This is a genomic window from Vibrio rhizosphaerae (genome assembly GCF_024347095.1).
Lineage (GTDB): Bacteria > Pseudomonadota > Gammaproteobacteria > Enterobacterales > Vibrionaceae > Vibrio > Vibrio rhizosphaerae.
This window is the reverse complement of sequence record NZ_AP024903.1, coordinates 1,234,416-1,249,410: the sequence shown is the minus strand read 5'-3', so window position 1 is coordinate 1,249,410 and position 14,995 is coordinate 1,234,416. Positions and strand designations below refer to the sequence as shown.

The 14,995-nt window shown below is 51.0% G+C and carries 3 protein-coding genes; all 3 read right to left on the bottom strand.

Features of this window, described 5'->3' with window-relative positions; all coding sequences use genetic code 11:
- Positions 1-13: 13 nt before the first annotated feature.
- Genes OCV37_RS05360 through OCV37_RS05350 form a run of 3 tightly spaced genes read right to left on the bottom strand, consistent with a single transcriptional unit; the run spans position 14 to position 14,697 of the window.
- Positions 14-664: a hypothetical protein gene (locus OCV37_RS05360; RefSeq protein ID WP_157634984.1), complete on the bottom strand. Its 651-nt coding sequence runs from the start codon at positions 662-664 to the stop codon at positions 14-16.
- Complete coding sequence (locus OCV37_RS05355) at positions 657-12,986, bottom strand: two-partner secretion domain-containing protein (protein WP_261888125.1); 12,330 nt, start codon at positions 12,984-12,986, stop codon at positions 657-659. The genes OCV37_RS05360 and OCV37_RS05355 overlap by 8 nt, the downstream gene beginning before the upstream one ends.
- Positions 12,987-13,008: 22 nt before the next feature.
- The gene (locus tag OCV37_RS05350) at positions 13,009-14,697 is read right to left on the bottom strand and encodes a ShlB/FhaC/HecB family hemolysin secretion/activation protein (RefSeq protein ID WP_038181743.1); all 1,689 of its coding nucleotides are present in this window, start codon (positions 14,695-14,697) and stop codon (positions 13,009-13,011) included.
- Between the last annotated feature and the right edge of the window lie 298 nt (positions 14,698-14,995).

Below are 14,995 nucleotides of genomic sequence, written 5' to 3'. Positions count from 1 at the left end.
GATTACCCAGTAATTACTCACTTGAAAAAAATTCAGGTTCCCACTCTAAAATTAAATTTCTTATCGCATCAATATTCCATTGTTTATTTAGATCATCATCGGATTGTTTATCCAGATACAAAAAACATTTTTTTAAAGTCGGTAGATATTCTTTCCACCCTTCATGACTAACCAACTGTATAAAGAATGTCACATCCAACGTTACTTCACAAAGCAGTAACAATATTTTTGTCGTCAGTGGAAATATTCTTTTTCTCGCATACTCTCCTTGGCTGAAAGAAGTATCAGCACATCTTGCATAATAATGACGAACACTAGATATAAAACCCTCATATGTCGTATCGTAAAATGCATGCAGGCGATGTGGTTCTAAATTACCTAATTTATCAATACGATAATCAACACAATATTCATAATAGTCAATAGCTCGTTCACTTCCCCAAGCCGCGAGAAATCTACATGCTTCAAGAGGGATTAATGAGTCTTTCGGGTCATGGATCGGCTTTAGTAAAGCCTCTAACTTCGGAATGCGCTCTTGAGGGATCTCTTCATTCTCACAATAGAAAATATCATCCATGTCATCAACTAGACAGCCATCTCTATCATAGTGAGTGTATAAAAGATCATAAATCTCTTGTCCCATTAATTCTTGCAAACTACTCATCTACTACGCCTTTTTTAATGTAATCACGAGGAACACAGCCAGAAATTAAACACTCATTATCCCTCACAGCGTTAGACAAATCCCTCTTCGCGTTATCAAGCCTATCAAAATTTGCTTGACTAGGATTAGCATCATAGCGCTCTTGTGCCTTCTCAATCTTTTGTTGAAGTGCGGCTTGTACCTGCTGAGGGGTAATAATTTTAACATGTTCAATTTTACCTGAATCAATATCCTGCTGTAAGCGAGCGGTATAAATTTCTATTTCTTCAGAACCATAATTTTTCTTAGTTTTGGCAGTGTTACCATCGACTGCGGTTGCCGAGATATACTGACTATTACTTTTTGCTGGATCAGAACCACGGATATGTTGTTGAATAGTAACATTTCCATCTGGGTTAGCTGGGATCAAATTGCCATTCTCATCTATATACGCTTTTTTCTGATTTCTATAATTGGTTGTTGCATAAAAATCACTGTCTCGTCGAATGACAGAAGTAGGGACACCACTACTAGAGCTATAAGTCGTAGACAATTTCCCTTCAACTGACTCTGAACTAACCGAATTAGCTTTCTCCCCTATCCCCTTGAGTGCCTTATATGCTGCCGCATCCTCCGCAGTCGCTGCGCCAACATATTTGCCTCCTTTCGCCGCACCGAATCCAGCGGCAAGACCACTCAAGAAACCAACCCCTGACTCAAACTGCTCTTTAGTGATATTGGTTCCGTAGGCCTCATTGAATGCTTTCAGACTATTCTCAGTCCCTTGATCCATACCCGCTTGATACCGATCCGTCCGCACATCGCTGTCGGTGTAGCCAAATAATTTGTCCACCACCGTTGCCATATTCATATTGTCGGCAACTTTCAGGAAGCTATATTTCAACAACACTTCCTGTGCTTCCGGATTGCTGGCCCCTGCCTCTTCAAGGGCTTTCATTTCATTATATTTTTCTGTGCCGACTGCATATTCCGCAGAGCAATGCGTCAAGGCACAGGCGGCCTCTTTCAGCTCTTGCTGACGGCGCTTATCATTCCCGGCAAGTGCCAGAATCGCAGTTCGCTCATCAGCGTTCGGCTGACGATAATCAATCGTCGGGTCTCGTAATAATGGTGCTGCCGTTTGTGTATTTTCTCGAACTAAATCACTGTGATTTGTGCCTCGCTGTAAATTCCAGCCACCGAAATCGCCACGCCCTGTATTGGCGAAGTTGAAACCAACATAATCTTCAGTTGCTTCACCCATCGTGTCGGCATACTCTTCCCGGTTCGCCTTATAGGCATCATTATGTGTACCGGTACTTTGAGCATCATCCAGATAATGTTGGGTTTCATGGCCGATGGTGTTGACAATATCTTCAAGACGGTAATGTGCAGCATCATTAATGAGCACCTTCCCTGCCGCATATGCGCCTTTCGCGGGCTGATCATTCGCTGTGTTGACCAGCGCTGTCATCACTTGTGCAGGGTTCAAACCAAACTGCTCAGCAACGGATGCTGACAGTGCCTGATAAGCCGCCTCCTTTTGCGCCGGAGTTGCAGTCGGGTTATTGAGTGTCTCGACATACGCCTGATTGTCATCGCTTGTCACAAATGTTTTTGCTGCGGTAAAGAACCCTTGCTTCTGTCCCACATGCTCCCGCAGGCTGCTGACACCACTGTCGTCATCACTCAATAAGCCTACGCTCTTTTTCGTTACCGCATCGGCAATCGCAGTGCCAGTGATTGCATTGCGTTTAAAGTCTTCCTTGATTTGTCCACGCCCGGTCTCACTCAACCACCGATGGTCCACCGTGACATCAAAGTTGCCCTGCTGACGATCCACTGAGTACAGGTCTTTAGTCGTGCTGGTGACATCCCGGTTCAGACGCTCGGTATCATCACTGTTGCGTGTGTCCTCGATACGCAGCACGCCCTGTCCGACCGTCGCCAGCGTTTTACTCTTGTGATAACCACTTTGATTGGTGTACTGATATCTCGATGAATTACGGGACGCATCTATTTGAGTCGCACCATCCTTATCCGGGCCGATACTGACACTCGAGCTGACACCTGCATTGCGGCTGCTGGTATCACGCGTGTTACTCAGGTCGGTATAACTCAGCGTGCCGGTTTCGAGGTGAAGCCGACCGGTGTCGCTGCCGTCTTCGTTAACCGTCGCAATCGTCGCGCCTTTGATATCGGTATTGCCACCCACGGTGATATTGGCATCACCACCGGAAGTGATACGGGTCAGCATGGTTTCCCGGCTATGTGAACGCCCGTTTGAGAGGTTCACTCCGCTATTCACGCCCTGTAAGTTCCCGGCATGGTCAAAACCGCTCACAGCACCACCTTTGCCGACATCCCCACCGGAGAGACCCACCCCGCCACTGACAGAGCCACCGTGGTTGGTGCTGCTGTAACGGTTCTGTACCGAAGCCACATTCAGGTCACCGCCAACGGACATATCCAGTTGCTCATTCGCCGCAACGTCGGCACCGTTCACATCGGTATCCCCGTCTGAGGTGATTCGGATATGATCGGCACTCAGCACACTGTTGGTATGAGTCTGGCTTTGGGAGACGCTTTCATTACGGCTATAGCTGGCATCGAGATTGACCCCGCTGTTCGCCCCGAATAACGTCACCGAAGCACCGACATGCGCGGACTCGCTGCCATTGGTGTTGCTGCTTTGCTCATCCGACGCCAGCAGGTTTACCTGATTGCCACTCACAGCAAGGGTGTCATCCGCATGAATGACTGAGCCCTGAACCGTCGCTGACTGGCCGGTTTGATGGCCTGCCTCAATGGTGACGTTCTGCCCCGACAATTGGGAGCCGACCGACGTCACCCGCTGTGACTGACTGTTTTGTTTATCGGCATCAATATCCAGATGCAGCCCGGCATCAAAACCAAACGCACCGGAAGTGATACTGTTTACCGCAGCATCACTTTGTTTTGCCAACAACGTGGTTTTTGAGGTGACATTCTCCGCAGCCAGCGCAATGCCAGCGGCATACCACGCTTCATCCCCCTTGAGGTCTGAGACGAGGTCTTGTAACTCCTCGATATCCTCAAACATGACGCCCGGCTTTTTCGCTGCATAGTCTGCTTGCAACGTCTCCAGCGTACCCTTCAGTGACGCCAGTTGTTTTTTGTACTGTTGATAATCCTGCTTGGCCTGTTTCAGGGCTTGGGTTGCCTGTTGCAATCCTTTCACGGCTTTTGCCACTTCCACGGCTTGGTGCTGAACCACCAGACTCGCTTCAGCTTTACCGTGAACTTCCTGACTCTGCGTCTGCTCGGTCTCTTTGGCTTCCTGAATCAGGATATTCTCTGCCGCCAGACTCAAATCACCCGCACCGCTGCCATCTTGGTCTGCCGCGATCCGGCTGCCCGTCACCGTCAGATCGCCGGTGGCACTGAGTGAAACATCATTGTTGGCGAGAATCGTCGAACCGGTCTGCGTCGTGGCAGTCGTCTGATTCTCCACCTGATCATACGTCGCTTTACCAATGCGGAAGCGTACTTGACCATCGGTAATTTGCAGTGCTGATTCAGGGTGGCTTAACAGCTCAAACGTCGGAAAATCCACGCTCACTTGCTTGTGCTGTGACGTTTTACGGAGGCTGTTTTGTGCCGAGCGGATATCCAGATGACCGGTATCGGCTTTGAGCACCGTGTTTTCACCGGCCCCCACATCGGAGCCGACCAGTGCCACACTGCCGCCCTGAATGTTGACATTGCCGTGTGAGGCAATTTGGCTGCCCTGCGCGGTACTGCTTTGCATTCCTTCGCGGTCTGATGACATCTCCATCAGATGTCCGCCACTGAGGAAGCTGCTCTTTTCATCCCACTGCTGAGTTTGGCGCAGGATGTTATCTGCGGTTACCAGCACTTCATCCAGCGCCTGCATATTGACATCACCACCGGCACTGACGGTACTGGCAATCACGCCAATATTTTTGCCGGAGTTGATATTGATATGGCTGGCCGCGATGGTATTGGCACCTTCGAGCAACGTCGCGTCGTCCAGATTACCGCGGTTACTGCCACTCAGGCCGCCGAAGCCTTTTTTGATGGTCTGGTTGTATTGATACTCGCGGTACTGCTGCGCTGACAGAATCACATCCCCGTCAGCGCTGAGGTTGATTGCATCACCGGCATTGAGGTTCGAGCCGACCACCTGAATATCGCTATGCCCGTTGGCTAACTTGGCGTTGCTATACTTTTGCGCCTTGATGGTGATGTCACCACCGGCTGCAATCGAGCTACCACGGACGGTTTCTTTCAGGCTTTCATGAATGGTGGTTTTCGAACGGCCGAACGATTTTTTGTGGGTTGATTTACTGTATTCATAGCGGCTGTCATTAGCGGCCAGAATATTGACATCACCTTTGGCATTCAGGGCAACATTACCAGATGCCTGAATTCCACCATTAACCAGTGTGGTATCGTTGCCGGATTGCAGCAAGACATCACGACCCGACAGGTTGCTGCCTTGGTTGGTCGTGGTGCTCAGTTGACGCGTATGCCCGCCGCCGTCACTGTAACGGTAAGCCGTATCAACTGCGGTATCCAACGTAATATCATGACCTGCGGCCAATATCAGAGTGCCCTGCGCCGAGAGATCGGAAGCGGTGGCATGGAAGTTGTTACCAGCCTGAATGGTTAAATCTCCGCCGGAACTCACCGTTGAGCCTAAATGAACAATGTCTTTGATGACCTGACGAGTCCCTCCATCAAGAAATGACTGTTGGGTTTCACGCTCAACCGCGCCAAAAGTCACATCACCACCGGCAAGCAGAACGGTCCCTTCACCCGCCCGAATTGTTGCCCCTTTACTGACGATGTCTTTACCAGCAGAAACTCCTAATGTTGTCCGGGATTGAATTAAACTCTCCGGGCCCACCTCTGTGTGAACAAAACCATTACCATAATCCGTTTTATTGACGAGAGTCTCGTTGACCACGTTACCGGAAGTCGTTTTGAGCTGGACATTCCCCCCTGAAATCACCCCACTCCGGTTGACAATATCCCCGGTGGCGATCAGCGCCAGATCATCATTGGCACTGAGCGTGCCGTGGGTGTTGCTGATCCCATTGCGGCTGGCAATACTCAAATCTTCCCGGGCGGCCACCGCACCGCTATTGGCGAAGTCACCCGTCGTGACATTGACGTTGCGGCCGGCAAGTAATGCACCGTTTGAAATATTGTCTTGCGAGGCAGAAGACAGGTACAGTTTCGGTGCCATCACCGTCTGACCATTCACTTCAATCGGTTCATACCAAATGATGTCGTGACTCAGACGGGCAATTTGCTCATCGGTTAACGCCACACCATTTTTCAGGTTTAAGGCGGTTTTTTCCTGTGCTGCCGAATCAATCAGCTGCTTCATCTGCGCAAGATCGCTGCCGATATCCTCATTCAGGTAGCGTTTACCGGTCTGCTCAAAAATTTCCTGCGAGATAGTTCTGGTATCGTAATACGCATCACCGAGGAACTTCTCCTTCCGCTCCGGATCGTAATTTAACTGGTCTTTGAAATAATCCGAACCGAGGAAATCATTCAGATTGGTCACCGCAGGATTGGTGGCAATCAGATAATCACTTTGCGGCCCGTCAGAGAAAACAAACAAGCCATGCGGACTGGTCGGCAACCGATAATCGGGGAACGGAATACGATTCTGATTGGGTAAGTTGACCGTCGGTGCCGTGACAGTGCTGCTGTTACTGAGCGTTACCGTCGTAGCCGATTTCCCTTGAGGGGTAGTCCGGGCGACCGAGGTTAGATTCGGTGCCGACTGCGCGGCCAAACCTGAACCGGTCGACGTCTGCCCGGCCTGAACGGCCGCGCCCGAATCACTGCCCTGCGAGGTCAGCTCGATGCTGTGTGTTGTCGCTGACTGCGCTGAATCAGATGCATTTTGTATGGATGCACTCCCCTGACCTGCATCCGGTATATTTTGGGTTACGTGAACACCCGCTTGTGTCCCTGACGGCCCTTGTGTAGCACGGGCAGTACGGGCTGACTGGGTTGGCTGCGCGCCAGCCGCGTTAATCCCAATCACCGAGTTATTGGTGCGATTTTGGACGTTGAGGGTTAGATTATCGCGGGCGGTGATAGAAGATTGTAAGGTACCTATAATACCTGAATCAACTCGACGAACTTGGCGCAAATCATAGGGATAAATATCTCTAATATGAAGGTTACGTATTTGATAATCAAAGTAAGTGACATAACTTTGAAACTCGTAGCCTTTATTTGTTAGTGTATCAGCAGTAATAAATATATTCTTACCAGATATTTGGCTGGTATTATTTTGTAAACTGTTTGTATCAATTACAATATCCGATGCAGACAAAATACGAGAGACATTACTTGCATTTTGTAATATTTGTTGATCTCGATATGCTTCGAATGTCCAATTCGTACCACCTACTATGCGATAGAAGGTCCAATTTGTGCGATCATTATGAGATGAGTGAATCTCAACAATTGGAGCATATTTACTGCCCTCTCTAATATAAATTGTTTGTCCACCACCGCCAGGAATCGCCCCTCTCAAATCCTGAGTCTGGTTAACAATATTCAACACGGTCCGCTTATTCAGTACGGTATCCGCGTAAATACCAATATTCCCGCCCAGTGACTCGATACTCCCTGAACTATTCGTCAGGTCACGGCTGCGGGTTTTATTGCTATCTCTGGCAATCAGCAGATCGTTACCCACCACAATATCGCTGTAGTTGGTCAAGCTATCAGAGAACAGATTGCCGTCATGGCCGGCGTAGAACAAACTGTGGTTATCAACATGCCCCGTCGCATTGAGCGTCATATCATGCAGCGCAACCAATGAACCGCTGTTGGTCAGAGAGCCGGTGGTCAGGTTCAAATCATTGAGTGCCTGCAACTGCCCCTGATTGGTGGTCGCTCCGGCACGCAGCACGGTATTCTGACCGGAAATAATCCCGGCGGTATGATTGGTGAGTGTCCCGTCAACGCCGATAGTGGTTATGCCTTGTGAAGACAGTTCACCGTCATTGGTCAGTGCGTCTGCCACAAGAGTCAGGTCTTTCCCGGCAGAGAGATGCTGCCCGGCACCAACCGTGAAATCACCGTGAGTCGCAATCGAAATACTGCCGTGTTTGGCATCAATCTGACCGCTGTTGGTCAGTGAGCTGCTTCGGGTTTGCGTGCTGTCTTTGGCGATCAGCACACTGTTTCTGGCATAAATTTTATTCTGGTTATTCACCTGATCGGCCAACAGACTGGCATTATTACCAGCCGAAATATTGCCGTTACTGGTCAGCGTGTGAATGATATTGAACACTGCATTATTCCCGGCACCCAGAGTCCCTGAGTTTGCTAACACATCAGCGTTCAATCCCAAATCAGTGAGCGCCTGCATCTGACCAGTATTATTCACAGACTGCGCTGTCACCGTCGTCCCCTGACCGGAGACTAATCCGTGGTTGGTCAGGGTGTTGTCGAGTATCAGCGCGGTCTTGCCTTGTGCAGATACTTCCGCGTCATTGGTCAGGCTGCTGGCTTGCAGAGTTACATTCTGTCCGGCAGTCAGATGCTGCCCGGTACTGACAACCACATCACCATGGGTTGCAATGGTAAGATGACCCGCTTTCGCCGTGAGGCTGCCGTCGGTATTGTTGAACGTGGTGGTGCGAGTCTGCTCGCTATCTTTGGCAATCAGCAGGTTATTCCCGGCAAACACCTTGCCGGTATTGGTCAGATTGTCGGTCAACAGACTGACATCATGGTCAGCTGACACTGCTCCAGTGTTACTCAGCTGGTGCGCGACATTCAGCGTCATATCGCTGAGTGCCGCCAGTGTGCCGCTGTTATTCAGTGCATCTGCGGTTAAACCGAGATCGGTCAGGGACTGAAGCTGACCGGCATTGGTCACCACAGGAGCATTGACGGTGGTGATTTGACCGGAAATCAAGCCGTCCGTTTGGTTAGTCAGCTGCGTATTCAGCGTCAATTGATTACTGCCTTGAGCCAGCAATTCACCGCTGTTGGTCAGTGTGATCGCGGATACGCTGAGACTGGCATCCGTCCGACCGGCGGCTTGCTGATCCGCTGTCATCAAGGCCTGATCACCTGCCGAAACACGGCCTCGGTTCTCCATCTTCGTGGCATTCAGATGAATGTTGCTGCCAGCGAGAACCGCTCCGGTGTTGCTCAGTTGGTGTGCGACGTTCAGCGTCATATCGCTGAGTGCCGCCAGTGTGCCGCTGTTATCCAGTGCATCTGCGGTTAAACCGAGATCGGTCAGCGACTGAAGCTGACCAGTGTTGGTGACCGACTGCGCTGCAAGTGTCGTCTGCTGACCGGAGACTAAACCGTGGTTGGTCAGGGCGTTGTCGAGTGTCAGCGCGGTCTTGCCTTGTGCAGATACTTCTCCGTCATTGGTCAGGCTGCTGGCTTGCAGAGTTACATTCTGCCCGGCAGTCAGATGCTGCCCGGCACTGACAACCACATCACCATGCGTCGCAATCGTAAGATGACCCGCTTTCGCCGTGAGGCTGCCGTCGGTATTGTTGAACGTGGTGGTGCGAGTCTGCCCACTATCTTTAGCGATCAGCAGGTTATTGCCGGCAAACACCTTCCCAGAATTGGTCAGATTGTCGGTCAACAGGCTGACATCATGACTGGCTGACACCGCTCCGCTGTTACTCAGCTGGTGTGCGACTTTCAGCGTCATATCGCTGAGTGCGGCCAGTGTGCCGCTGTTTGCCAGTGCATCTGCGGTTAAGCCGAGATCAGTCAGAGACTGAAGCTGACCGTGATTGGTCACTGACTGCGCGTTAACGGTAGTGGTTTGACCGGAAATCAAACCATCCGTTTGGTTGGTCAGCTGCATATTCAGCGTCAGCTGGTTGCGACCTCGTGCCAGCAGTTCACCGCTGTTGGTCAGTGTATCTGCGGTCACGATCAGACTGTCATCTTGTCCGGTTGCCGGTGTTGCAATCGCAGCATCTCCGGCCGAGATACGTCCCCGGTTATCAAGCTGCTCAGCATTCAATACGATCTGATGACCCGCGAGAATCGAACCGCTGCTGGTCAGATCGTGGCTAATATGGAGCGAAGTGTTATCCAGCGCGGCCAGTACCCCACTGTTGCCGAAAGACTCAGCGGTTAGACCGAGATCGCTCAGAGACTGAAGCTGTCCTTGGTTATTCACCGACTGAGCCGTAATGGCCGTCACCTGACCGGAAATGAGACCAGATTGCTGATTCAACAGTTGCTGATGTAGCAGGAGATCGGTCTTACCGGTTGCCGCCAGTTCCCCGCCATTGTCCAGTTGATTGCCATCGAGCCGGAAATCATGTCCGGCAATCATATGACCGCTTGATTGTTGGGTCATGGCATCGGTAACAATCTCAATATCACCATTGCGGGTTTCAACCCGACCGGCATTATTCAGGCTGTCGCTGCGCTTGTTGTCCTGATCGGCGGCGATCAACAAATGAGTACCGGCAGAGACCCGGCCCTGATTATCTACCTGATCGGCCAGCAAGCTGATATTCTCGACAGCGGAGACGGTTCCCGTATTCAAGAGATGATCGTGGACGGCCAACGTGGTGTTCAGCGCGGTTAAGGTGCCGCTGTTCGCCAGCGATGTTGCCGTCAGCCCTAAATCGCCCAGTGCCTGAAGTTGCCCGTGGTTAGCAACCGACTGTGCGTCAATGCTGGTGCTCTGACCGGAAATCAGCCCGCCCGTTTGATTGGTCAGTACAGGCTGGCCGGTTGTGACACCGTCCAGAGTCAGGCGGGTCTTGTTCTGAGCAGCGATTTCCCCACTATTGTTCAGCGTTGCGGCAGTAACGGTGAGATCCTTACCGGCAAAGAGATGCTGACCGGCACTGACCTGTAGATCGCCTTGGGTTGCGATCGTCAGACTGCCGGATCCGGCATCCAGACTCCCACCGGTATTATTCAATGACGTGTTCCGGGTCTGATTGAGATCTTTGGCAATCAACAGATTATCGTTGGCAATCACTTGACCGCTGTTGGTCAGGTTATCCGTCAGTAAACGGACATCATGCCCTGCCGAAACCGCGCCGCGATTGGTTAAATCATGGGTAACATTCAGCGTTGTATCACTGAGTGCCGCGAGTGTCCCGCTATTATTCAGCGCATCTGCGGTCAGCCCTAAATCTGTCAGCGACTGTAACTGCCCGGCATTATTCACCGAGCCTGCCTGTACGGTGGTCACCTGTCCGGAGATCAGACCGTTGGTTTGATTATCCAGTTGACCGGCAACAGTCATGGCAACCTTCTGCTGAGCCGACAACTCACCGCTGCTGGTCACCGCACCGGCATTCGTGGTGAGCTGCTGCCCGGATGTCACGGTGCCACGGTTGGTCAATTGTGCCTGTGCCGTCAGATGAGTATTGCCGACTGCTGAAACGAGCCCCTCGTTCTTGAGCGTGTGTCCCGTTAACGTGACATCCTCACCGGACTGCATCTTGCCACGCTGAGTCAGCGTCCCGACCGTCGCCTGTAATGAGCCTTGCGTGACCAACTGACTTTGCTCACGGGTCTGCATGTCGTTGACGACGGTCAGATGGGTATCCCCACCGGACTGGAGTGTCCCGTTCAGGGTCAATTGCCCGGCATCAATCCCGACACTGTTTTTACCGGCACTGCCACCCGACAGCGTCACCGTATCACCGGTGATATGCAGCGTCTGTCCTGCTTGTAACGTGCCGCTTTCCTGAGTCAGATGTTGTGCTTTTACTTGTATATCTTGTGCAGCCACGTCCCCTTTTAAGATTGCATCCGCAGCATTGATATCCATGTCTCCGCGGGTTGTCAGCTGACCTTGCTGGTTGAGCGTCCCGGCCGTCACCGTCAGTTTATCGGTGGCGCTCACCTCACTCTGCTCACCGGTGGTCAGATTCTGACTCGCCTGTACCGCCAGTGTTTGAGCGGTAATGTGGGTATCCAGAGTCAGACGGTCACTATCCATCGTAATCTCTGAGGCGGTCATATTGCCATGACCGACCAGACTCGCGTCTGTCCCCTTTACGCTCAGTTGATCTTTGGCCGCAACCGTACCGCTGTTATCAAGTTTGCTGAGCTGATTGAGCGCCATCTTCTGACCGTAGATCAGGCTGTTTTGATCTGCGGTGATATGATCCACTGCTGTCGTCAGTTGCTGACCGGCAATCAGGTTACCGGCATTCAGGGTCAGGTTATTCGCCTGCACATCGACAACCCCGCCCGCCTGTTGCTTGCCGTCGGCATCCACACCGGCTTCAACCAGACTCTGGTTGAGTGTCACCGTATCGGTGGCAGTCAGTGAGACGTTTTGACCGGCAGCAAGCGTATTGCTATCGGCATGGATACGATGTCCTGATAGCGAAGCCGTCTGTCCCGCATACTGACTCCCCTTGAGAGTCACGCCGGACTGGCTGCTGACCGTCAGGTTGTTCTGCGCACTGGATTTACCCAGTGTGATCTGTCCGTCTGCGCTGATGCGGATGTCACCCTGACTCGCCGACAGGTTACCGACATTGACTCCCACTCCGGCATCGGTTGCCACCAAGGCAATCCGCCCGGCATACATGCCGCCTAAATTGGAAGAATCAATCGCCAGCTCCGGGGCGGCTTCTTTATCGTCGGCAGTGGTGGCCGTGACTTGATTACTCTGATAACTGACCCGGTTTTTCCCCGTCACGATGCTGAGGTCATTGGCATGAATATCGGCATTGAGCTGCGCGGTGCGGGTGATGATGTCAAAATAGCTCTGATGCGTGGCATCAAGCCCGAGCCCTTCAATGCTGACACTGCCCTGAGACACATCAAACCCGGTGACATTGCCATTTTCAATCAATGGGTTACCGGTCGATAAGGTCACCCGTGGCGTGTTGATAAAACCACAGCCATTACAGGTAATCCCGTACGGGTTGGTCAGGATCACCGGAGCCCCCTGACCGAAGACTTCGGTATACCCCTGTAACTGACTGCGGCTCGCTCCCGTGACTTCGTTGAGGATCACCGTTGCGGCCTGACCATGCAGGTTGGGGTTATTTTGCAAGTAGCCGCCCAGTTGTGACTGAGCCACCTGCGCGGTCGAGTTGTTGAGAATTAAGCCTGACGGGTCAACATTAAACTGTTGGTACTGGTTATGAGATAAACCATTGGCGTTGGGTGTGGCGATATTGACCACTTCAACCCCGTTCCCGGCACGGTTCACCGAAGTGTTGTGCTGGCTGTTGTCCACAATCACATTGGCCAGCAACGGCTGAATATTGAATGTCCAGCAGATAAAGTAGACCAACGCACGCTGCCAGAAAGTCACGGGTTTTATCATGTTTTCATCCCTTCACTGCTGATTAAATTGCAATATTCACACGGTAATTGACGATGTAGTGATCCGCATCCAGCGCACCGGGAGAATCCAGTGGTACACCGATGGCAAGACTGCTGCTGACCCGGCGGCTGCGGGTCTGGATCCCGAGACTGCTACCCATCAGCGATCCGCGCTCCAGCTCATCATTTTTATCCCGGACAATTGACCCGGTATCCACGGCCCACTGGGCACTGATCTGACCGATATACGGAAGTGTGCCGAGCGGATAACTGAGATCATTGCGCCAGTAGTACCCTTGATCACCGCTGATCGAGACATCTTTAAACCCGCGCACCGAATACTCACCACCGATACTGACGCGCTGGCTACCGTAGAGCGTGTCATTACTCCACTGGGCAAACAGGGTACTGGTGAACATCAGGCCGGACTGAAACGGCTGGGTATAACTGGCGGTGAGTGTCCCTTTACGGAACTGCGCTTTGGGAAACCCCGCTTGATTGCGCTCCCCGCCGAACAGGTCTGAGCCCAGAGTCAGCCGTGGTGACACGCTCATAAAACCCGAGCCTAGCCGGGCGCTGTAATCCAGCCCGACATAAGCCGAGGACAGATTGCGTGAGCTGGAAATGATGAGGCTGTCCATCAGATAATTTTTTTCGCGGCGGTGACTGAGCCCGACCGTGACAAAAGACTTACTTTCAGCATCGCGTGCCAGCAGCCGTTTCAGCGTTACATCATGGCTGTTGGTTTTGCCCGAAGTGCCGAACACAAACCCATTACTGACAAAGCCACTTTCATAATGGCTGTAGGTGGTGCGGTAATTGGTATTCCAGCGTCCGTAGGGAACGTCCAGACTCAGGCTCAGACTTTCCGAAGCATGACCGGTCGGCGGATCAAGGCTCCGGCTGCCGGATAAAGACCACTGATCGAGTGCATCAATTATATTTTCAGCATTGAGAGCGTAACGAAATTGGGTTTCACCCGTTGATTTCTGACCGGAGTTTTCAACACCGACAGAGGTATTCCCCCAAAATCGCGTCTCACTCTGAATATCAACAATACTGTATCCCTGTTTGGTACCCGGTCTGATTTTAATTTGGGCATTATAGCGGGACAGGCGGTTTATTTGGTCGAGACCCTGCTCGATTTCACGCAGGTTAAATAAATGATCAATTAACCCCGGAAAAGCATTATTCAGAAACCCTTCCACCCGACCATTAAATTTCAGTGCTTCCAGTTTACCTTCAAGAATAACAATCTTTAATTGACCGCTGCTGAGATCCTGAGGGACTAAATAAGCCCGCGAGGTGACATATCCGGCCCCGATATATTGATTGGTAATCACACGCAGGTATTCATTGATTTGTGGCAGTCCCTGACAGCTTGGTTTGAAATCAATCCACGCCAAGATTTGCTGATCAGAAAAGACTGTATTACCAGAAAAAACAACCTGTTGCACAGGGAAACACTGCTGAGTCTGGCTGGCTTCAGGTGCCGGTAACGTCGGCAACACATTGAGTTGCTGTACGGATTGTTTGGCTCGTTCTATCTCTTGTAAACGCTCCCGCTGCTCCTGCTCAATACTCGCCTGCGTCGCAGGAGAAATAGCAACATTGCCATTATTGCTATAGGCAGCAAAAGAAACAAAATAAATACAACAGGCAAGGAATAAATATTGAGACAGCACGAATTGCTGAAAATTACGTCTTCGCATTCAGGGAACAACCTAGCATGAATATAATCCCGACAAGGGAGATTTTTATTATTTTTTATTGGGAGCAGATTTTAGGTTACAAAAAAATCAATAGCAATATTGTTCTCAATATTGATACATTATTTTTGATAAAAAAATTTGTTTTTTATCCGCGATCAATATTTAGCAATACAAACATATCAACCAATTTCATATTGATAACCAATAAAGCATTGGCGAACAATCAAGGCGACATAAATAAAACATCACTCGCTTCACTCTATTTTCTGATGAACGGTTCTTATACACGTTGATTCAC

Bases quoted from the DNA above. Each gene is read 5' to 3' on its own strand.
- OCV37_RS05350 (WP_038181743.1), bottom strand. From the start codon at position 14,697: ATGCGAAGACGTAATTTTCAGCAATTCGTGCTGTCTCAATATTTATTC.
- OCV37_RS05355 (WP_261888125.1), bottom strand. From the start codon at position 12,986: ATGATAAAACCCGTGACTTTCTGGCAGCGTGCGTTGGTCTACTTTATC.
- OCV37_RS05360 (WP_157634984.1), bottom strand. From the start codon at position 664: ATGAGTAGTTTGCAAGAATTAATGGGACAAGAGATTTATGATCTTTTA.